Annotated in this window: 16 protein-coding genes and 1 pseudogene; 15 read left to right on the plus strand and 2 right to left on the minus strand. The window is 35.1% G+C overall.

Annotated elements, in window-relative coordinates; translation table 11 throughout:
* The first annotated feature begins 176 nt into the window (after window positions 1-176).
* Together ACOMA9_RS01670 and ACOMA9_RS01675 are read left to right on the plus strand one after the other, a co-directional pair.
* Window positions 177-8,897 (plus strand): helicase-related protein, encoded by an 8,721-nt coding sequence (locus ACOMA9_RS01670; protein ID WP_421424459.1) that lies wholly within the window; start codon window positions 177-179, stop codon window positions 8,895-8,897.
* A gap of 42 nt (window positions 8,898-8,939) precedes the next feature.
* Window positions 8,940-9,611 carry a DNA-binding protein gene (locus tag ACOMA9_RS01675; RefSeq protein ID WP_421424462.1) on the plus strand — a complete coding sequence of 224 codons (672 nt, stop codon included), beginning with the start codon at window positions 8,940-8,942 and terminating at the stop codon, window positions 9,609-9,611.
* Between the two features lie 68 nt (window positions 9,612-9,679).
* Here the strand turns inward: ACOMA9_RS01675 and ACOMA9_RS01680 are convergent, their stop codons facing one another.
* Together ACOMA9_RS01680 and ACOMA9_RS01685 are read right to left on the minus strand one after the other, a co-directional pair.
* Complete coding sequence (locus ACOMA9_RS01680) at window positions 9,680-11,011, minus strand: relaxase/mobilization nuclease domain-containing protein (protein WP_421424464.1); 1,332 nt, start codon at window positions 11,009-11,011, stop codon at window positions 9,680-9,682.
* Window positions 11,012-11,013: 2 nt separating this feature from the next.
* A complete protein-coding gene (locus ACOMA9_RS01685; protein WP_000013381.1) occupies window positions 11,014-11,370 on the minus strand; it encodes a plasmid mobilization protein in 357 nt (118 codons plus the stop codon).
* Between the two features lie 269 nt (window positions 11,371-11,639).
* On the opposite strand from ACOMA9_RS01685, the gene ACOMA9_RS01690 reads away from it, so the two are divergent.
* From ACOMA9_RS01690 to ACOMA9_RS01750, 13 genes and pseudogenes are all read left to right on the plus strand, one after another.
* Entirely contained in the window at window positions 11,640-12,257 is a 618-nt protein-coding gene (locus ACOMA9_RS01690) for a TetR/AcrR family transcriptional regulator (RefSeq protein WP_125411853.1), read from the plus strand.
* Between the two features lie 109 nt (window positions 12,258-12,366).
* The gene (locus ACOMA9_RS01695) at window positions 12,367-13,095 is read left to right on the plus strand and encodes an ABC transporter ATP-binding protein (RefSeq protein ID WP_125411854.1); all 729 of its coding nucleotides are present in this window, start codon (window positions 12,367-12,369) and stop codon (window positions 13,093-13,095) included.
* On the plus strand, window positions 13,070-14,629 hold the full coding sequence (locus ACOMA9_RS01700; RefSeq protein ID WP_421424467.1) for a putative ABC transporter permease subunit: 1,560 nt from the start codon (window positions 13,070-13,072) through the stop codon (window positions 14,627-14,629). The genes ACOMA9_RS01695 and ACOMA9_RS01700 overlap by 26 nt, the downstream gene beginning before the upstream one ends.
* A 19-nt stretch (window positions 14,630-14,648) precedes the next feature.
* The gene (locus ACOMA9_RS01705; RefSeq protein WP_125411856.1) at window positions 14,649-14,870 is read left to right on the plus strand and encodes a DUF1648 domain-containing protein; all 222 of its coding nucleotides are present in this window, start codon (window positions 14,649-14,651) and stop codon (window positions 14,868-14,870) included.
* A gap of 2 nt (window positions 14,871-14,872) precedes the next feature.
* Window positions 14,873-15,220 (plus strand): GntR family transcriptional regulator, encoded by a 348-nt coding sequence (locus ACOMA9_RS01710; protein ID WP_421424470.1) that lies wholly within the window; start codon window positions 14,873-14,875, stop codon window positions 15,218-15,220.
* Between the two features lie 296 nt (window positions 15,221-15,516).
* Window positions 15,517-15,927 (plus strand): sigma-70 RNA polymerase sigma factor region 4 domain-containing protein, encoded by a 411-nt coding sequence (locus ACOMA9_RS01715; protein WP_000032596.1) that lies wholly within the window; start codon window positions 15,517-15,519, stop codon window positions 15,925-15,927.
* Window positions 15,928-16,413: 486 nt separating this feature from the next.
* Window positions 16,414-16,575 carry a hypothetical protein gene (locus ACOMA9_RS01720; RefSeq protein WP_223339678.1) on the plus strand — a complete coding sequence of 54 codons (162 nt, stop codon included), beginning with the start codon at window positions 16,414-16,416 and terminating at the stop codon, window positions 16,573-16,575.
* Window positions 16,576-16,666: 91 nt separating this feature from the next.
* A complete protein-coding gene (locus tag ACOMA9_RS01725) occupies window positions 16,667-18,349 on the plus strand; it encodes a recombinase family protein (RefSeq protein WP_421424473.1) in 1,683 nt (560 codons plus the stop codon).
* 206 nt (window positions 18,350-18,555) lie between these two features.
* Entirely contained in the window at window positions 18,556-18,729 is a 174-nt protein-coding gene (locus tag ACOMA9_RS01730; protein ID WP_106082748.1) for a hypothetical protein, read from the plus strand.
* Between the two features lie 62 nt (window positions 18,730-18,791).
* Window positions 18,792-19,076: pseudogene (locus tag ACOMA9_RS01735) on the plus strand (replication initiator protein A); the annotation flags it as partial.
* 98 nt (window positions 19,077-19,174) lie between these two features.
* Window positions 19,175-20,533, plus strand: coding sequence for a DNA (cytosine-5-)-methyltransferase (gene dcm, locus ACOMA9_RS01740; protein WP_330944868.1), 1,359 nt, complete (start codon window positions 19,175-19,177; stop codon window positions 20,531-20,533).
* Window positions 20,517-20,966: a hypothetical protein gene (locus tag ACOMA9_RS01745; RefSeq protein WP_247906369.1), complete on the plus strand. Its 450-nt coding sequence runs from the start codon at window positions 20,517-20,519 to the stop codon at window positions 20,964-20,966. Before dcm ends, ACOMA9_RS01745 begins: the two co-directional genes overlap by 17 nt.
* Window positions 20,959-21,339 carry a thioredoxin domain-containing protein gene (locus tag ACOMA9_RS01750; RefSeq protein ID WP_106082751.1) on the plus strand — a complete coding sequence of 127 codons (381 nt, stop codon included), beginning with the start codon at window positions 20,959-20,961 and terminating at the stop codon, window positions 21,337-21,339. Before ACOMA9_RS01745 ends, ACOMA9_RS01750 begins: the two co-directional genes overlap by 8 nt.
* The last annotated feature ends 2 nt before the right edge of the window (window positions 21,340-21,341 follow it).

Raw genomic sequence — 21,341 nt, forward strand, 5'->3', positions numbered from 1 at the left:
GTTGCAAAATCGTGATTTATGCAGTATGAATGGGAGATAAAACCTAGTAAAATAAGGATTTTTAGTAAGTCAAAACAGAAAAATTAAGTTGCAGTAAGTTGCAGCACATAGAATTTAAAGGTGATTAGAGTAAAATCTAACCACCTTTTTTGTTTGGAAAAAAGAAGGAGGTAAAAATGCGAATAAATGATTTTCATAACATTTTGGAGCTTGTAAAACAAGATGTGCTTCAAAGTGAAGCAGAATATCTGAAGCTACTAAAGGTTGTCGGAAACAATCAGAGATATGACTTTAGAAGTCAGCTTAGTATCTATGATAGAAATCCTGAGGCGACAGCCTGTGCCAAGTTCGACTATTGGAGGGAACGATTTAACCGTACCGTTATGAGAGGTAAAAAGGGTATCCCAATTTTGGAGGACTACGGCACATACAAGAAGGTGGACTATATCTTTGATATAAGCCAGACGGTTTCAAGAAACAGAGATGTCAATGAAGTAAATCTATGGAGATTCGATAAAGAAGCGCATCAAGATGTATTAAAGGAAATGATAAAAAGTGAAGGATATGAAGAGAGTGAAAGCACCTTAGAAAATATCTTTACTTTAAGCAGACTTTACGGTGATGAAAAGATAGACAGCCTTATGAATGAGCTTAGAATAGCAGATGAGGATAGAATATCTTTTACCAAGTTTGTGAGAGATTCAGTGAGCTATGCGGTATCTTTAAGGTTTCAGCTTGATTATCCTATAGATAGTGAACTTTTAAGAGAAAATTTTGAAAGACTTGATAGTATATCTCTTATGAGTCTTGGTGAAACCGTATCGGATATTAGCGGAAATATCATTGATGCTACCATTCAGAAAAGCAAAGAGCTTGACAAAGAAGTTTTAAGAGGTAAAGAAGCAGGATATAATAAGATTAGAGAAGAAATTGAGGAGGTAGAAGAAAATGTACTTCGACGAGATGATCAGAAAAGAAATGAAAACGAGCGAGTTCTCCGAAATGGAGAGTACGGACGAGATAATAGAGAAAATCAGGGAGAATACACTAAACAGCTTGGAGGAACAGACGGATTTCATGAAAGAATTCCCGAATCCGATTTACGCAGTGATGAGACTCACTTATCTTTCAGAGAGCGAGGAGCAGAGCCATTTCGAGATGCTAGTAGATCTATACAAGGAGAAGAAGCTGACAGGACACCTGATGGATATTCAAAAACAAGCGATGGACTTTATGAGAACAGAAAAACCGAAACTGATGGCAGCTTGGAAGATAGAGGACGAGAACGATCCGCAGTATGGGGCGATGATTTCAGCTCTAAAGGAAATGACGATCAAGGAAGTAGTGGAAATTTAAAAGATAATACTGAGGTAGAGATAAGAGAAGCTGATAAGGCTTCTTTTTCTTTACCCAAAAATACTTACGGACAGATGAGACTTACCATTCCATTAACTCAGAAGGATATAGATGCTGTCCTTATTAACGGAGGAAATCACGATGGAAGTAGACTTCCTGTTATTGCAGAGTTTTCTAAAGGAAAAAGTAATGGAGAATTGGGAGAATACCTCAAAGATACATTTAGAGGCGGAAACGGATTTTACATTGATGAAAGAGAAGTATCTTCCTGGTATTCGGATAAAGGCATTCATTTAGCTTATGGGACTTCAGCAAGAGAAGATGATACGCAAATTTTAAGCTGGAATGATGCAGCAAGTAGGATAAATGAGCTTTTGGAAACCGGAGAGTATGCCACAAATGTAGAACTTTCTGAATCCCTTGATTATGAAAGAGATAGAATTTCAGAATCCCTATGGTATCTATATCACGATTTAAGCGAAGAAGGAAAAGCACAGGGATATTTTGATTTTATAGAAAGAGGTGGTGGCTTTCCGGAAGAAACGAAAAAATTGTCTGAGGCATTAAAAAATCCTGAGTATCTGAAAGAAACAATCAAAGAATACAGCTGGTTTTTAGCAGGATATAAAGAAAATAGAGATGTACTAAGATTTCACTACCACAAGGTAGATAGCCTTTATCAGAGATTACAGGAACTTGAGCTGCCACGAAAGGAATATAGTACCAATCTGATAGAGCTTCCTAAAGCAAATCCATTTATTACAGAAGATGAAGTCTTTGCTGCAATTTCAAGAGGAAGCGGAATAGATAAGGGAAAAGAGCGAATCACCAAATTCTTCAAAGAAAACCATACACTTCAAGAAAAAGCTAATTTCCTAAAAGATGAGTATGGCATCGGGGGAAGCTCTCATGCTGTTTCAGGGGCAATGGGAAGTGATGAATGGCACGATGCTAAGGGACTTAAATTACAGAAGAAAGATTGCAGTGATGTTTTTCTTACTTGGTCAAGTGTGGCAAAGCATATTGATGAGCTGCTTTCTAAAAATCTTTATCTTGAGGAAAAAATAGAAGGTAATTCAGAGATAGAAGAAGCAAAAGAACCACAATATTATTCTAAAGATGATCCTGAAAACTTAATGACTGATGAAATGCTTGAAAGAGTGCCTGAGCTTTATGCACAGGAAGATGTCGCTTTAGCAGATAAAGAGGTTCATGCTGCATATATCATTCCGTTTAGAAGTAATTGGACTTGGTATATGACGGAGTATGATAGAGAAAGTGGAGATGCCTTTGGACTTGTACTTGGGATTGAACCTGAATGGGGATATTTCAGTATTGAAGAGTTGAAAGAATTAAATGCCCAGAGGCTTATTTTAGAAGATTTTCCAAAGACCTTTAGAGAACTTAAAAATACAGAGCTTGTCAAGCAGATGGATGAGCAGGAGCTTCAATCGGTATTTAACGGAGAACTTAGTTTTGAAGAAGAAACAGAGCTTGAAGCACCTGAAGAAGTAGAAGAAAGAATAGCTGCAACACCTGTTCAAGGAACGCTATTTGATTACCTCAAAGAAAGAGAAGAAGTAGAGCTTAATGAAGAAAAGGAAAGCCTTACCGATGAATTTACAGTTAAAGAAGATGATACAGTCTATTTCAACCATGAAGAATACACTGTAAGGGAGATTGCTAAAAAACAAATCACAGGAAGAAATGATTTATGGCTTGATCCGGTAAGAAGTGGAAATCGTCAAATCCCGATTATAGCCTTTGAAGATAATGGGGACTTATTAAAGCAGATAAGCCTTGAAAGACCGAATTTTATTGTTGGTGATGAAGTTAAATATAAGGACAAAAACTATACCATCACACGCTTTGATGATATGGGAAATAATCTAAAGACAGTAACGGTTAAGGACAATACCGAATATCTTGGCGGTATGATAACAGGCTCCGATGTAATTCTTTATCGTCTTGAAAGCGACCTTGATAGGCTATTTCAAAATATAACCTATACGAACCCTGAAAAGACTATTGAGGAAGTAGAAATAAAGAAAGCTGATGCTCATAACTTCAAAATCACAGAAGAAACGCTCCCGGAAAAGTTATCTCCAAGTGAGAGACTGAATAGCAACCTTGAAGCAATCTCTATGTTAAATAGAATTGAAAGAGGTGAGAGAGATTTAGATATTAACGCTCAGGAAGTCCTTTCAAAGTATGTCGGTTGGGGCGGACTTGCTGATGTATTTGACGAAAGTAAAGAGGGACAATGGGAAGCTGCAAGAAGTTTCTTAAAGGAAAATTTATCACCATCTGAATATGAAGCTGCAAGAGAGTCTACCCTAACAGCTTTTTACACACCGAAAACAGTGATTGACAGCGTATATAAGACACTTGCAGGTATGGGATTTAAGAGCGGTAATATCTTAGAGCCAAGTATGGGAGTTGGAAACTTTATCGGTAATCTTCCCGATGAAATGAGTAGGTCAAAGTTTTATGGCGTTGAACTTGACTCAGTAAGCGGTCGTATTGGAAAACTCTTATATCCTGAAAGTGAAGTGCAAATTAAGGGATTTGAAGAAACTACCTTTTCCAATAACTTTTTTGATGCAGTTATCGGTAATGTTCCCTTTGGAGAATATAAGGTAAATGACAGGGATTATAACAAAAATAACTTCCTTATTCACGATTATTTCTTTGCCAAGTCCATTGATAAAGTAAGAAATGGTGGTGTTATTGCCTTTATTACATCAAGTGGCACAATGGATAAAAAGGATGAAAGCGTCAGACGATACATTGCAGCAAGAGCAGAGTTTTTAGGGGCAATCAGACTTCCAAATGATACCTTTAAGGGCGTAGCCGGAACAGAAGTAACCTCAGATATTATATTCCTAAAGAAAAGAGACAGTATCAGAGAAAGAGATGAGGACTGGATTCATCTTGCTGAAGATGAAAACGGGCTTTTATATAACAAATACTTTGTTGATCATCCTGAACAGGTGCTTGGTTCTATGGAAGAAATATCTGGAAGATTTGGGAATACAATAGCTTGCCTGCCGAAAGAAAATACAGACATAAAGGAACTTCTTACAAAAGCAGGCACAGAAATATCAAAGAACGCAAAGTATGAGGAAATAGAACTGCTTGATGATGAAATCAGCACAATGCCTGCAACGGATGATGTTAAGAACTTTTCCTATACCGTTATTGATGATGAAGTCTATTACAGAGAAAACTCCCTTTTCGTCAAGAAAGAGATAACGGATAAGAATAAGGAAAAGATTAAGGACTATCTTGAACTGAATACTGCCCTTAAAGATGTTATCTACAAGCAGAAAGAGGACTATTCCGATGATGAGGTAAAGAAAGCTCAAGAAAAGCTCAATGAAGTCTATGACAGTTTTTCTAAAAAGCATGGGTATGTCAATAACCTAAGTAATACCAGAGTCTTAAAAGAAGATAGTAATTTTCCACTTGTTTCCTCCATAGAAATCCTTGATGAAGAAGAAAACTTTAAGGCAAAGGGAGATATTTTTTCAAAAAGAACAATCACAAAGGCAAAGACAATCGACCATGTAGACACTTCCCTTGAAGCTCTTGTGTTATCTATGTCTGAAAAAGGTTATGTGGACTTTGACTATATGGGAAGTCTTACAGGAAAAGACAGACCTACTTTGATAGAAGAACTTAGAGGAGAAATCTACTTAAATATCAGAGAAGAACAAAACTTTTACAGACCGTTATCCTTTAACTTGGAGGATGGGGATTTACCTTTTGCCTGTGCAAATGACAGTAATTCATATAAATATGGCTATGTAACAAAAGATGAGTACCTATCAGGGAATATCAGAGAAAAGATTGCGATTGTTGACAGTTATCTATCAAAACTTAGACAAACGGAAAGAGAGCTACCTCATCTTGGCTATGCGGAAGATGGAAAAGAAAAAGAGCTGATAAGCTATGAGATGAACCGATTGGAATACCAAAAGGCAGAGCTTACAAAAGTTTTGCCAAAGGAGCTTGAAGCAAGTGAAATCAATGTAAGACTTGGTGCAACATGGATACCGATAAAAGATATTGAAAAATTCATCTTTGAAACGCTGAAAACTCCGGGATATGCCAAATGGGATATTAAGGTTAAATTTTCAAATCTGACAAGTGAATGGAATGTAGAAGGAAAGAGCAGGGACAGAGGAAATGACCTTGCAGAGATGACCTACGGCACCTCAAGGGTAAATGCCTATAAGCTGATTGAAGATGCACTGAACTTAAAAGAAACAAAGGTATTTGACCAGATTGTAAATCCGGACGGCTCGAAAACTTCTGTATTAAATAAAAAGGAAACGCTTCTTGCAGGACAGAAACAGGAGCTTATAAAGGAAGAATTTAAGAACTGGATATTTAATGCTCAGGAAAGAAGAAACAGGCTTGTAAAGCTATATAATGAGCGTTTTAACTCCATCAGAAATCGTGAATATGACGGCAGTAACCTATCCTTTGAGGGAATGAATACTAAAATAGAGCTTAGACCTCATCAGAGAAATGCTATTGCAAGAAGTTTGTATGGAGGAAATACGCTTCTTGCCCATGTGGTTGGTAGCGGAAAGACCTTTGAAATGGTGGCTTCCGCAATGGAAAGTAAAAGGCTTGGAATGTGCAGTAAATCACTCTTTGTTGTACCGAACCATCTAACAGGTCAAATAGGCAGAGAATTTATGCAGTTATATCCATCGGCAAATATTATGGTGGCAGATAAAAAAGACTTTGAGCCGAAGAACAGAAAGAGATTTATCGGAAGAATTGCCACAGGAGAGTACGATGCGGTAGTAATCGGGCATACGCAGTTTGAAAAAATTCCGATGAGTAAGGAATATCAAGAGAAGCATATTCAGGATCAGATTGATGAAATCATAAATTATGTTGAGGAATATAAGCATGACAGAAATCAGAACTTTACGGTAAAACAGCTTGAAAAGACAAAGAAAAAGTTGGAAACAAGGCTTGAAAAATTAAATGATGATTTTAAGAAAGACGATGTTATTACTTTCGAGGAACTGGGTGTAGATAAGCTATTTGTGGATGAAGCACACAATTACAAAAATCTCTATCTATACACAAAAATGAGGAATGTAGCAGGTATCGGTCAAAGTGAAGCATTTAAGTCCTCCGATATGTTTATGAAGTGTAGATATATGGATGAAATGACGGGTGGAAAAGGTATTGTATTTGCCACAGGAACGCCTGTATCAAATTCCATGACAGAGCTTTATACCATGCAGCGTTATCTTCAGTATGAAAGCCTAAAGAAAAATAATTTGGAGCATTTTGATAGCTGGGCATCTACCTTTGGTGAAACACAGTCTGCCTTTGAATTATCTCCGGAGGGAACAGGGTACAGAGTTAAGACAAGATTTTCAAAGTTTTACAACCTACCTGAGCTTATGTCTATGTTTAAGGAAGTTGCAGATATTCAAACAGCGGATATGCTTAATCTTCCAACACCTGAGGCGCATTATGAAGTTATTAAGACTTTGCCAAGTGAGGAACAAAAGGAAATTCTAAAGAGCCTATCCGAAAGAGCTGATGATGTTAGAAATAGAGTGGTAGAACCTGATGAAGATAATATGCTGAAGATTACCAATGACGGTAAAAAACTTGCCTTAGATCAGCGTTTAATCAATCCTTTGCTACCCGATAATCCTGACAGTAAGGTCAATGTATGCGTGAAAAATGTGTTTGCCATTTGGGATAAGACAAAAGAAGATAGGTTAACACAGCTTCTATTTTCCGATATGTCTACACCAAAAGGCGATGGGGAGTTTAATATCTATGATGATATTAGAGAAAAACTTTTAGCAATGGGTATACCGAAAGAAGAAATCGCCTTTATCCATGAAGCCAATACTGATAAGCAAAAAGATGAACTCTTTGCAAAGGTAAGAAAAGGAGATGTGAGGATTTTGCTTGGTTCTACTCAGAAGATGGGAGCCGGAACGAATGTGCAAAACAAGCTCATCGCTCTTCATGACCTCGATGTCCCTTGGCGTCCTGCCGACCTTGAGCAGCGTGCAGGTAGAATTGTCCGTCAGGGAAATGAAAATAAAGAAGTTAATATCTATCGTTACATTACCGAGAACACCTTTGATGCCTACCTTTGGCAGACCATTGAGAACAAGCAAAAATTCATTTCTCAAATTATGACAAGTAAGACACCTGTCAGAGTGGCGGAAGATGTGGACGAAAGTTCACTTAACTATGCGGAGATTAAAGCCCTTGCAACAGGTGATCCAAAAATCAAGGAAAAGATGGATCTGGATAATGAAGTTACAAAACTTAAAATGCTGGAAGCAAACTATAAGTCCAATCGTTACAGATTAGAAGATAAGGTTGCTAAAAACTATCCGGAAGAAATCGCAAGAACCGAAAAACTAATTGAAGCTGTTAAGAAAGATATAGTAAGTGTAGAGCCTAAAGCGGAAGGTGAGGAAAAGTTTACTTCCATTACCATTGCGGGAGAAAAGATTACCGATAAGAAATTAGCCGGAGAAAAGCTGCTTGAAGCTATTTCTAAAGTAAAAATCAATGAAAGCAAGGTTATAGGTAAGTATAGAAACATGGATTTAGAGGTAAGTTACAACTTCTTCACCAATGAGCATAACTTCAGCTTAAACGGTGCTGCAAAGCATTCAGGAGAGCTTGGCACAAGTGCAGACGGTAATATAACAAGACTGGATAATGCTCTTGAGAAAATGCCTGAGAAATTAAAGAGGCTTGATGAAAAGCTCTTCAGCACAAAAGAACAGCTTGAAAATGCCAAAGAGGAATTACAAAAGCCTTTTGAAAAAGCTGATGAACTAAAGAATAAGGTGCTTCGCTTGGCAGAACTGAATAAGCTCCTTGATATGGGAGAAGTGGAAGAAAAGAGAAATGATAATCCTCTTGTGGAAAATGTAAAAAGAGCAATCATTGATTTTTGTAACAGAGAGTATGAAGAAAATCATAGTTATGATGAGTTTGATTCTCTATATCCTGACTTAAAGCACATAGGAATTGCTTATACTGATACACCGGATGAAAGGCATGGTATTCAGTATGAACTGAATTTAGAGGATAAGACATGGACTCAGTATATTGATGACACGCCAATCAAAACAGAGAGCTTTGATTACGAAAATAAGGGAGAAAATGAAGCTCTAAAGAATATGAAAAATGAAATAGAAATGTCCTCTTTTAGTGATTTAGTTTATGTTGATTCCGAAGATTTAAGAGCAGCAACGGGACTCGATATTGATGATGAAGGAAACTTCTATGATCCACTTGCAAAAGACCTCGATAATGACGGTATTCCGGATAGATATGATAATGACTTTAAGGACAGTGATTATTTTGAGTCAACCTATGATGTGGAGGACAATTTTCATATCAAAGAAGAAAACACACAAAAATCAGAGGATAAGCCGTCTATTTTAGATCAGATAAGAGCCTATCAAAATGAAAGTAAAACAGAAGAAAAGCAAAAAACAAAAGAACAGGAATTTTTAAGATAAGGGGAGGGCAATCTCCCTTTTGCCATGAAAGGAGATAAAAACATGGATTACAAAGCAATGAGAAATCAAATAGAAGATATGGTAAATGATAACCACAAGGACTTTGTAAAGGCGATTATAAGCATGGAAAAAGGCATCAATGATGAAAGTGCTTTGGACAAGCTATATGACGCTTATATGGACAATGACACCGTTAATTTGCTACATGAGGAATTTGACTATATGATTGAAGAATTAAGAGAACAGGGGCAGATAAAAGACCTGCCTTATGTACAGACAGAAAAAGATAACCTTGTCAATATCGTTGGAAATATTGTAGGAAAGGTCGATATAGTTGAAAGGGAGAATAAGAACGGAGAAACCTTTAAGGTGGCGAATTTCTCCGTTGTTTCAAAAAATGATGAAGGAGATAAAGTATATCATAATTGCTCTGCATACGGAGAAAAGAGTGATATTCCAAAGGACTTTAAGCAGGGAGATTTTGTTAAGCTTTTTGGACAAATCAGAACTTCTGTTGATGACAACGGTAAAGAACATACCAACATCAGGGTACTTTCTTCAAAACTGTTAAAGGCAAAAGAACAGATGAAAGGACAAGAAGAAAAGAAAGAGTCTGTACTTGGAGCTATCAAAAAATATCAGGCTGAAGATAAGGAAAAGCCTAAAGAAAAGCCTAAAGAAAAGAAAGAAACATCAAAAGAAGCAGAGAGATAAACTTATGGTCGGTGTGGTCTTGGGACTGCACCGACTCTTTTTTTATTTGCGAAAAAAGGAGACAAAGATTATCTCTCCATCTCCTTATCCATATAAATTCCGTAATTTTTTCGTATCTTATAAAGCTTGTCCATAGTGGATTTTGAGGAAGAATACTCTTGCATAAGGCTATTCTTTTTTTCTTGTAATTTATCAAGCTCAGCTAAAATATCCTTTGAATTTGGGAGCTTGGAATAAGATTTTTTAAGCTCTGAGAGAGCATTTTCATATAGGGTAATCTGAGCTTTGTACTCTTCAAAAAATGCCTTGTCAGACGGATTAGCAGTATATTCCTTGTAGCACGCTCTGTATTTTTTAACGGTATGAACTTGCTCCATAGTGGTGGAAAGCTTCTGCATTTCCTTATCAATAGCATTGATTTTCTCTTGTATATTTTGCCTTTCATCTGCTGCTTTTTGAATATACTCGTCAAGCTGTTTAACGGATTTAATGCCATGTTCTCTGATACAAATAACAGACTCAGCCATTGTATGAAGGTTATGTTTGGTTGCCCAATATTCGTAGCCTTTGCTTTCCTTTACCTTTGCATTGGTGTTCATGTCAATAACATTGCCGATGCGTTTTTTGACGTCGGGAGTCTTGATAAACTCTCTTTCTGCAATTCGTTCTTTTAATCTTTCCTCGGTATAATCTTCTCCGATTGTTTTAGTCCTTGTAAATCTCGCCTTATCTTTTGGCTTAAAAGCAATGTGCTTACCGTATTTGATTTCATAGCCAAGATCAGCCATCTTCTTTAAAAATTCGTCCCAGTCCTTTGACTGTTTTATTATTCTATCAATGTCAAATTGAAGTTTACTTTTCCAAGAAGTGCCATGCTTTGCCTGTTCGTTTTCATACCAAGATTTACCGTTAATCTTATATTTTTTCTTATAGCTTTCGTAAAACTCGTCAATGACAGATAGGCTATTTTCTTTGCAGAGTTTATCACTCTGATAACGGATTTGGTGGTAGCTTTTCTTGTTAGACTGGTAGCACCTACCTGTTACCATATTTACATTATTGAAGATGATGTGATTGTGGATATGCCCCTTATCTACGTGAGTAGATAAGACAAATTCGTACTCATCTTTGAGTATCTTTTTACACAGCTCCATACCAATCTGGTGAGCCAATTCAGGGCTTGTTTCTCCCGGTAAAAATGATTGAATGAGATGTCTTGCAAGAACGGTTCCTTTTGTTCCTGCGTCATTTCGTGTCCTTAAAAACTGAGTGTGAGCAGTTGATTCGTGGCATTTATGAGTGCTTACTAAAAGCTGCTCGTCTGTTTTATCTCCATTTACAATGTAGTCGATAGCAAGATTAAGAGTCGATTTTATTGGGTGTATTTTTGTAATAGCCATTATTATTCACCTTCCGTTTCAGATGTTCTTTTCAGAAGTAGTGAATGAATTTGCCACAGCTCTTTTGAGAAATGTTCAATCTCTTTTTTTATATCACCTATGTCCTCTTTGTAGATTACACCTGTCGAATTTACACGCTTTGCAATCTGATTGATGTTGTTTGTTGCATTAGAAAGTAAGCCTTGTAAATCTCTGAAAGGCTCTAAATCCACTTGATAAATTTCCTTTTCCAAAACGCATTTGCGGATGAAATGGCTCATGTTTCTACACTTCGCAAGTCTTTTTTTCTCTTCAAAAAGAGCCTTTTCTTCTTCAGTTAGTTTAATTTCAAGTCTTTCGTTTCTTATTCTATTTGCCATAGTTAGTTCCTCCTTTGAATGTATTTCGGGGTCTTAGGGTTCTCCCTAACAAGCTAAAAATTGATAAAAAAAGAAGCAGATCCCCAAGGGCTGCTTCGTCAATTTTCCGTAAGTGTCCGTACACTTACTGTGCTTGCTACAAAAGTCAAGCAAGCATTAAGCATTTTTCTAAAATTGTAAATATATTATACCATAAAATTCAAGAGAAATGATAAAACACAATTGACAAATTGTCAGTTGAGTGATATCCTTTAAATAGGAGGGATAAAATGCGAGATGTTAAAGAACCGGAAATACGACGTGCTGAAATTATGGATGCTGCAATGCTACTCTTTATAGAGCAAGGGTATACTAATACAACAACTCAGGATATTGTTGACAAAGTAAATATATCAAGAGGCTTGCTGTACTATCACTTTAAGAATAAAGAAGATATCTTATATTGTCTTGTGGAACAATATACAGATAAATTATTGAAAGATATTCATGTTATTGTCTATGATGAAGGTAAAACCGCCGTTGAAAAAATTAGAGCTTTTATAGATGCCACAATTATATCTTCGGAAAATATTTCAGCAGAGGGAACAGAGTTACAAAAAACAGTTGATCTTGAAGAAAATCGATATATGATAGATAAGTTATCCCATAAGATTATTGAAAAACTGACAATATATTTTGAAAGGATAATAAACCAAGGAATATCAGAAAAAACACTTTTTGTAAAATATCCGTCTGAAACAGCGGAATTTCTTATGACAGCTTATGTTTTTGTTTCAAATAACATAAGTATAAGATATTCAAAAAAAGAGTCTGTCAATGAGTATTTAAACGCATTTAAGATAATGCTTGAACAAACCTTAAATGCAAAAAAACTTTTTAGCAATTGAAAAAGAATAGAATGTTTGTAAAAATAATAATGTACCGATAGCTAATGCTAAACAAGCTATCGGTATTATTTCAAAGAATAACTGACAAAATGTCAATGGAGGTAAAAGCATGTTAGAGATAAATAATTTTAGTAAATTTTATGGAGACAAAAAAGTTGTTGATAACCTATCCATTTCAGTACAGTCTGGAGATATTTATGGATTCATTGGTGCAAATGGAGCTGGAAAAACTACAACAATAAAAGCAGTAGTTGGGATTCATGATTTTGAGAATGGAAGTATAACGATTAATGGGCATTCCATTAAAGAGGAGCCTGTTATTTGTAAAAAAATGATGGCATACATTCCGGATAATCCAGACTTATATGAACATATGACGGGTTTTCAGTACATCAATTTTATTGCAGATTTATTTGAAATTTCTACTGAAATACGCAGAGAAAGAATTCAAAAATATAGTGATTTATTTGAAATGACTAAGCATCTTTCGGGGATGATATCTTCGTATTCACATGGTATGAAGCAACGAACAGCGATTATTTCTGCACTGGTGCATTCTCCAAAGTTACTAATTTTAGATGAACCTTTTGTAGGACTTGATCCAAAAGCGGCTTTTCTACTAAAGAAAGTGATGCACGAATGCGTGTCAGATGGAGGAGCTATTTTCTTTTCAACACATGTTTTGGATGTTGCAGAAAAATTATGTAATAAAATTGCAATTATAAAAAATGGAAAGTTAATTGCAAGCGGAAATACAGAAGAAGTCAAAGGTGATAAAACTTTGGAAACTTTTTTCATGGAGGTACAAGATAATGAGCAAAATTTGGATACTAATTAGAGCCCAATTGATAAATTTTTTTCCAATCAACGAAATTAGAGAGCCGAGAAATAAAAAGCAAAGCTCTGTTGTTATTGCAAGTTTTGGAATAATAACTCTTGCTATATTTTTCTGTGTCTATAATATTATGACAGCCAAAACACTGGTACAAGTTGGACAGCAGGAATTGATACCGGCTTATATGGTTGCGGTATCAAGTTTTTCAATATTATTTTTGACAATATTTTATTCTAATGGAATTTTATTTGGTAGTCGTGATATAGAAACGCTTTTATCGCTACCTTTAAAAAGCTCAGACATTATAAGTAGCAAGTTTATGTTTATGTATTTATTGAACTTTTTAATAGGATTCATATTTATGCTTCCGGGGGGCATTGTTTGGGCGTTAAACGGAAGCTTAAATGTATTACAGATTATATTGTATTTTACCTCCATGATTTTTGTTCCATTGATACCTATGTGCATAGCAGCATGTATGGGAATGATTGTTGTGGCTGTTTCATCTTATTTTAAGAGGAAAAATGTTATTGCTCTAATCTTTTCATTTGCAATGATAGGCATAATTGGATATATTGCAGTGTCAGCTATGAAATCAGGTAATGAAGACAGCATTGAGATCATGCTTTCTAAGCAAATTACAGAACTGTACCCAATATCCGGGTTATTCGTGCAACACACAAATTTTCCAATGTATATTGGAATGGGATTATTTATTGTTTTTTCAACAGCAGTTTTTTATATATTTATAAAAATTGTTGCGATGAAGTATGGATTGCTTAATACTCTTGCTAAAACAACATCAAGATATTCTGATAACAAAAAATCTTATAATAGAAAATCGATATTTCTTGCCTTGTATAAAAAAGAAATGGGACGCTTTTTAAGCTCGTACATGGCGGTCTTGAATGCAGGCCTTGGTGTAATACTTTTATGTGTTTTTAGTATATTTTTGCTTTTTAATTCTGTAGAACAAATAGGAGAGTCTTCAGGGATAGAAAATATAAATGAATATCTCTCAAATTTTGCTCCATTATTTATTGCATCTATGCTCTCACTCAGTTGCCCGGCAGCTTCAGCGATATCTTTAGAAGGAAAAAACATTTGGATTTTGCAAAGCTCTCCTGTTAAGGTAAAAATGATCTTAAATTCCAAGATAGCTGTAAACCTTACACTTCATTTGATTGGGTATATGATTTCCATATTTGCATTTACGCTAAAACTTGATATGAACTTTATTCAAGTTATTAACCTAATAATTGTTCCTATATGCTATTCGATCTTTATAACAGTGATAGGAATTTCCCTAAATAAAAAGTATCCAAATTATGAATGGGAAAGCGAGATGATGGTTGTAAAGCAGAGCATGCCTGTTATTGTGTCTGGGCTTGTCGGGATAATTGCACTCATTACACCAATTTTTCTTAATTGGTTTTTAAATCTTCCGATAACACCGGTTTTGCAGATAATATCAGTTACTTTACTTGTTATTTCAAGTGAAGTTTATATAAAAGTTAGCAAGTCAAATTTTATTTAGTTTAAGGAGGGAAAATTGTATGAAAGTTGGACTGTTAAAAGATGTCTTGGTCTTGATGTTAATGATTGTTGTAATATTTATTATTTGCATATTTCTCCCGGAGGAAATTCCTGTTCATTTCAATGCAAAAGGAACCCCTGATATGTTTGCTAATAAATATTATCTTCTGTTTACTACGGTTATTCCGTATTCTGCTTATTGGAAATTTATACGAGGAAGGAAAAATAAAAAGGTTAAGTGAATATGTATCCATATTTACAAATAACATCTGTGATAAGAGCAACTATTTTAAGAGGTAAGTATGTACCGGGGCAACAGATGCCTCCCATAAGGACTTTAGCAGAGATGGAAGAATGTAATCCTGCAACCGTCCAAAAAGCATTAAAAATTCTTGAGAAAGAGGGGTTGATTGTTAGTCGTGGAAGTAAAGGATATTTTGTTACTGAAAGTGAGAAGAAAATAATTGAGTTAAGAAATCAGCATTTGAACAAGCTAACAAAAATATTGTTTGAAAAACTATATGCCTTAGGATTTTCGGATTCTGAGATTATCAAACTATTTGATAGAATAGAAACTAAAAAAAATGAATAAAAATCAATTATGTATGAAGAAGATAAAGATACTGACTATTTAGATTATTGATAAAATGGAGGAAACAAATATGAAAGAATCTAAACATCTAATGTTAGAAATACCAAAGAAACAAAACATTCCTCTTTTCAATAATCTCTATAGTAGATTAGTGTTTCAGATACAAACTGAAACACGTAAGTGTAGCTAAAGAAGTATTCTTATTCTTCCGTTTTAGAGGACTTCGTATGCCTAAGTGTAGAAGTCCTCCTTTTTTTGTCTAAAAACGCAGACAAAAAAGAAATGGAGGAAATAAAATGTCAAAAGAATATTACCTTTATGTCAACGGACAAAGGGTTAAAGTCAGCGAGCAGATATATAAAGTCTACTGGCGAGAAAAAGAACACGAAAAGTATTTAGAGCAGGTGGATAAGAAAAACCACTTGCTCTTTTTTTCATCATTGGATCATGACGGACATTTTGCAGATAGCATTATTGATGAAAGCGTTGATGTAGAAAAGATTGTGGAAACACAGATGATGATTGAAGCAGTCAGAAATGCTATATCAAGGCTCAATGCAGAAGAAAGAGATATTATTGAACGCTTATATTTCAATGATGAAACGGTTCGTTCAGTGGCAAAGCTCAAAAGTATTACACATCCAGCTTTAATCAAAAGAAGAAACAAAATTCTTGAAAAGCTGAAAAAAATTATCGAAGAACTTTAAAACTTCGGTAACCAAAGGGGTCAAATTTTCCTTATGTAAAGTGAAGAGGAGTTTGACCTCATTTACTTTTTTGGGTAAGAGATACGCCTGCTTATGGCAAATAGGAAAATGTAGAGAAAACAATCCCTTTCAAATATTGCTCTTTGACAACTGAATAGACCAAGGTAGGACTTTATCTGCTTGTGGAGAATTATGAATTACGCCATGACCTTTCTGCTGAAAGTAATTTCGGTTTTATGAATACTGGGTTAACCAAGGATACAAGAAAGCGAGCGGTAAATAAGAATACATAAAAAACAGAGGTGGCAATCTGTTCGATGATACAAGTAGTGATAATGATACTTCAATAGTTTAAGCTGCCTCGTCTGGAATAAGGGGCAGAGGTGAGATTCCTATGTAGCAGCCAATGCACCTACCAATGTCATAAAACTTAGTAAGAAAAATAATACTTGATTATAAAGAATTTAAATCGGAGGGGGTGTATTAGTGGATAATGGCTGGAATGGATTGGCTGATTTGATAGCAAATCTGATTACAAAGTATGCTGGAGTTTTAGATTTAGATAATCTTCCAAATCCAACTCCAGTAAAAAGTACAGAAGGTAAAAATAAATTTGACATGGCAAAAACGCAGATTGAGAAAAAGTAATAAAAGTGATATAATATACTTGATATATGAGTCCAAACCATAATTGGTATAAATATAAAGATATAGAAAAAAGGATATTGAGGTTAATGCTATGTCAAAAGAAAAAATAAAAGTATACCTCTATACAAGAGTATCTACATCAATACAGATAGACGGTTATTCTTTAGAGGCACAAAAATCAAGAATGAAGGCTTTTGCTCTCTATAATGATTATGAGATTGTTGGTGAATACGAAGATGCAGGTAAGTCTGGAAAATCTATAGAAGGTAGAGTTCAGTTTACTCGTATGATGGAAGATATAAAAACCGGAAAGGATGGAGTGTCTTTCGTTCTTGTATTTAAATTATCGAGATTTGCAAGAAATGCTGCTGATGTTTTATCAACTCTACAAACAATGCAAGATTTTGGAGTCAATTTGATTTGTGTTGAGGATGGGATTGATTCATCCAAAGATGCAGGTAAATTGATGATTTCAGTTTTATCAGCTGTGGCTGAAATTGAAAGAGAAAATATTCGTGTTCAAACAATGGAAGGGCGTATTCAAAAGGCAAGAGAGGGCAAATGGAATGGAGGTTTTGCTCCTTATGGTTATCAACTTATTGATGGGAAATTGATAATCAATGAGGAAGAAGCAATTGCGATACGAACTATTTTTGATCAGTATGTAAATACAACCATTGGAGCAAATGGACTTTCTAAATACTTAGAAAATCATGGTATAAGAAAAATACCAAGACAAAATGGGAAAAATCCATTGTTTGATGCAGGTCTTATAAGAAAGATATTAAAAAACCCTGTATATAACGGGAAAATAGCCTTTGGAAGAAGAACTTTAGAAAAAGTTCATGGAACAAGAAATGAATATAAGCAAGTTGAACAAGATGAATATTTAATAGCTGAAGGTATTCATGAAGCTATAATTTCTGATGAGCTATGGCAAGCAGCTCAAGTTAAGTTAAAATCTCAAGCAAAGAAATATGAGCATGTTAATAAAGGGAAAGATACACGCACACATCTGCTTTCAGGAATTGTAAAATGTCCGATATGTGGAGTGGGAATGTTTGGAAACAAGTGTATCAAGAAAAAGAAAGATGGTACAAAGTATAAAGATTTTTATTACTATGGCTGTAAACATAGGCATATGATAAGAGGTCATAAATGTACTTACAATAAACAAATCAGAGAAGAATTGTTAGATGATGCAGTTGCTGAGGTAATTATAAAGATAGTAAGCAATCCCCAATTTGCTTCTATGATGCAAGAAAAAATTAACATGAAGGTAGATACCTCTGAAATAGAAAAAGAGATAGATAATTACCAGAAAGAATTGAGGAAGAGCCATTCTACGAAATTTAAGCTAATTGAGGAAATAGATAATTTAGATGCTGATGATAAGCACTACAAACGAAGAAAACAGGACTTAGACGATAGACTTTATCGTATGTATGATAAGATTGAAGACTTAGAATCATTGTTAATTGATGCGAAAGCAAAGAAACAAACTATTGAAGCTGAGAAACTTACAGGAGATAACATATATAAGATTTTGATCTATTTTGATAAACTCTACAAGGTAATGAATGATGTAGAGCGTAGACAGTTAATTACAGCTTTGATTTCTGAAATTCAAATTTACGAAGAAAAGCAACCGAATGGGCAATGGCTAAAATCAATTACTTTTAAACTTCCTATCATCGATGAAGATTTAAATATAGGTTTGGACAATAATGAGCAAGTTGAGTGTGTAGTGTTGCTACAACGAAAAAAAAGGTGAAAATCCTTGATTTCAAGCTATTTTACAAGCATTTTGTCTTTGTAGATAAAGGCAATTTTGACATCAAAAAAGTCCTAAAAAGGCACATAGATGTAAATGTATTTGTAGATATCGTTTGCGTATCGGAAAAATGAATACAACAATAAATATTTATCTAAGGAGAGAACAATTGAATATTGTTCTCTTTTTTATTTTCAGGAGGGAAAATGACAAAAGAATTACAATCATCACGCTATATTGTCATTTCATTTTTAGTACGTGAAATGGGAATTGATATTGTTGAGGCCATATCTCTTATGGCTGAATTAGAAAAAAGTGACTTGGTTCGATTGGAACCAAATGGAGATTTAATACTCAAAGAACTTGGAGGAGCGCAATGAAACGAATTACCGCAAATCAATACCAAACTTCAGAACGGTATTATAAATTACCTAAAATTCTTTTTGAGGATGAGGAGGAGTGGAATACTCAACCTATCTTGAAAAGAAAAGTAGAAAAGGTCACAAAATATGATCGAGATTATATTTGGGGATTGGTACAAGATCAATTTAGACGAGAAGGTTTTTCTGAAACAGCCAGTGAAATTGCTATGACTGATTTTGAAAGAATCTATCAGTATGCTCTTGATAATGTTCGCTTTGTCCGAAGAGCTGAAGTACTTGCTGAATTTGTGTTTAACGGCTTGTATTCTATTTGGAATAACCGTGTTAGAAAAGGAGGTGGTTAAATGTCGCAAATCGAGTGGATATTAGTTATGCTCATTTTAATTTCAAGTGGTGTGACACTTTGGACATTGATAGTCGATCAGAAAGGGGTGATAAAGAAATGAGATTTATTGATTTATTTTCAGGTATTGGTGGATTTCGACTTGGAATGGAAAGTGTTGGACATGAGTGTATTGGATTTTGTGAGATTGATAAATTTGCTAGAGAATCTTATAAGTCCATTTTTCAAACGAAAGGAGAAATAGAATTTCATGACATACGAGATGTTTCAGATGACGAATTTAAAAAACTTAGAGGGAAAGTCGATATCATCTGTGGGGGATTCCCTTGTCAAGCATTTTCAATCGCAGGAAGACGATTGGGATTTGAAGATACTAGAGGAACTTTGTTCTTTGAAATTGCTCGGGCGGCCAAACAAATCCAACCACGTTTTCTTTTTCTTGAAAATGTTAAAGGCCTACTCAATCACGATAAGGGACGGACGTTCACCACAATTCTTACCACACTTGATGAGTTGGGGTTTGATGTTGAGTGGCAGGTGCTTAACAGTAAGGATTTTGGCGTTCCCCAAAACAGAGAGAGGGTGTTTATTATCGGACATTCTAGAAAGAAAGGTACCAGACTCTTATTTCCTTTCAGACGAGAAAGTCAAGCAACTAACTCTGAGACTTTAAAAACACTAGGAAATTTGAATCCATCAAAAAGTGGAATGAGCGTTAAAGTGTATTATTCAGAGGGTCTAGCGCCAACCTTAGTTCGTGGAAAAGGAGAAGGATTTAAGGTTGCGATTCCTTGTATGACACCAGATAGATTAGACAAGAGACAAAATGGGAGACGATTTAAGGAAAACCAAGAGCCGATGTTTACTTTAAATACTCAGGATCGTCATGGTATTGTCGTTGTTGGAGATTTACCGACTAGCTTTAAGGAGACAGGTCGTGTCTATGGAAGTGAGGGCTTATCTCCAACACTGACTACGATGCAAGGAGGAGATAAAATCCCTAAAATACTAATTCCAGAACCAATCCAATTTCTAAAAGTCCGAGAGGCAACTAAAAAAGGATATGCTCAAGCAGAGATTGGAGATTCAATCAATTTAGAAAGACCAAGTTCACAGTATCGTCGTGGTAGAGTTGGAAAAGGTATAGCTAATACGTTAACAACTAGTGGGCAAATGGGAGTAGCAGTGGCTAGCTATGAAGGAGAAGATAAGCAAGTTTACCATGTAGCTGGTGTTTTGATAGATGGACAATTTTATCGTTTGAGGATACGACGAATCACTCCTAAAGAGTGTTTTCGCTTGCAAGGGTTTCCTGATTGGGCTTTTGAAGCTGCTAGAAAAGTCTCTAGTAATAGTCAGCTCTATAAACAAGCTGGTAATAGTGTAACCGTTCCTGTGATTGCCGCAATCGCAAAGAAATTAAAAGAAATAGAGGAAAAAGATGAAAGCATTAAATAAAGAATCAATACTAGATTGTGATGATTTAGAAACAGAATTACATGATGCAGAAATCAAACAGCTGGATGAACAAATATTTTTGATGCCCAATTATCCATGTGAGTTTGAGGTGACATTTTTAGATGATTACCATAAAAAACATAATTACCCACTATTTTATGAATCCTATCTTCAAAACATTATGGAATTCCTTGAAAGTCAGGATATAAAGAACGGAGCTGATGCCTTTGTAGATGATAATCAAAATCTTGTTTTTGTTTTATATGGACAAGGCTATAGAGCCGAGGGAAAAGAGGGAATACTTACAACCCAAGTAACTGTAAGAGCTTATGATGAAGACAAGAAATCAATTAACTTCTCAAATTTATTAGATTCCTTAATTGTCTCAGAATATCAAATGGAACCGAATCTTTGGGAGGTTTCCCATGATTGATCTCTATCTAAGTAAAAATTGTCATAGAAATCAACTTCTTTTAGATTTCTTTCAAAAGTATGGCATAGAGGTCACTCCTCATTCTATTTCTGAAATGACAAAGGATAAATTAATTGAGATGATGAGCTATTCTTCAGATTGTTTTGAGTTTTTATCTCCCAATTTATTACGATTTAAGAACCGTGACAATTTAAGATTAACGGATTTCGTTGAGATGATCTTAAAAAATCCAGAACTAACCATCAGACTTCCTCTTGCGGTTTCAAATAAGCGGGTTTATCCAAATCTGAATTTAGAGGAAGCTAGAGCTTTATTGCCAAGAGATACGAAACAATTGATTTACATGGAACAAACACATTTTTTATCTAATTAAAG

It is taken from the genome of Streptococcus atopicus (genome assembly GCF_049166725.1).
GTDB classification, from domain to species: Bacteria; Bacillota; Bacilli; order Lactobacillales; family Streptococcaceae; genus Streptococcus; species Streptococcus hominis.

Coding starts and splice junctions, on each gene's coding strand:
- ACOMA9_RS01670 (WP_421424459.1), top strand. CDS start 177: ATGCGAATAAATGATTTTCATAACATTTTGGAGCTTGTAAAACAAGAT.
- ACOMA9_RS01675 (WP_421424462.1), top strand. CDS start 8,940: ATGGATTACAAAGCAATGAGAAATCAAATAGAAGATATGGTAAATGAT.
- ACOMA9_RS01680 (WP_421424464.1), bottom strand. CDS start 11,011: ATGGCTATTACAAAAATACACCCAATAAAATCGACTCTTAATCTTGCT.
- ACOMA9_RS01685 (WP_000013381.1), bottom strand. CDS start 11,370: ATGGCAAATAGAATAAGAAACGAAAGACTTGAAATTAAACTAACTGAA.
- ACOMA9_RS01690 (WP_125411853.1), top strand. CDS start 11,640: ATGCGAGATGTTAAAGAACCGGAAATACGACGTGCTGAAATTATGGAT.
- ACOMA9_RS01695 (WP_125411854.1), top strand. CDS start 12,367: ATGTTAGAGATAAATAATTTTAGTAAATTTTATGGAGACAAAAAAGTT.
- ACOMA9_RS01700 (WP_421424467.1), top strand. CDS start 13,070: ATGAGCAAAATTTGGATACTAATTAGAGCCCAATTGATAAATTTTTTT.
- ACOMA9_RS01705 (WP_125411856.1), top strand. CDS start 14,649: ATGAAAGTTGGACTGTTAAAAGATGTCTTGGTCTTGATGTTAATGATT.
- ACOMA9_RS01710 (WP_421424470.1), top strand. CDS start 14,873: ATGTATCCATATTTACAAATAACATCTGTGATAAGAGCAACTATTTTA.
- ACOMA9_RS01715 (WP_000032596.1), top strand. CDS start 15,517: ATGTCAAAAGAATATTACCTTTATGTCAACGGACAAAGGGTTAAAGTC.
- ACOMA9_RS01725 (WP_421424473.1), top strand. CDS start 16,667: ATGTCAAAAGAAAAAATAAAAGTATACCTCTATACAAGAGTATCTACA.
- ACOMA9_RS01730 (WP_106082748.1), top strand. CDS start 18,556: ATGACAAAAGAATTACAATCATCACGCTATATTGTCATTTCATTTTTA.
- dcm (WP_330944868.1), top strand. CDS start 19,175: ATGAGATTTATTGATTTATTTTCAGGTATTGGTGGATTTCGACTTGGA.
- ACOMA9_RS01745 (WP_247906369.1), top strand. CDS start 20,517: ATGAAAGCATTAAATAAAGAATCAATACTAGATTGTGATGATTTAGAA.
- ACOMA9_RS01750 (WP_106082751.1), top strand. CDS start 20,959: ATGATTGATCTCTATCTAAGTAAAAATTGTCATAGAAATCAACTTCTT.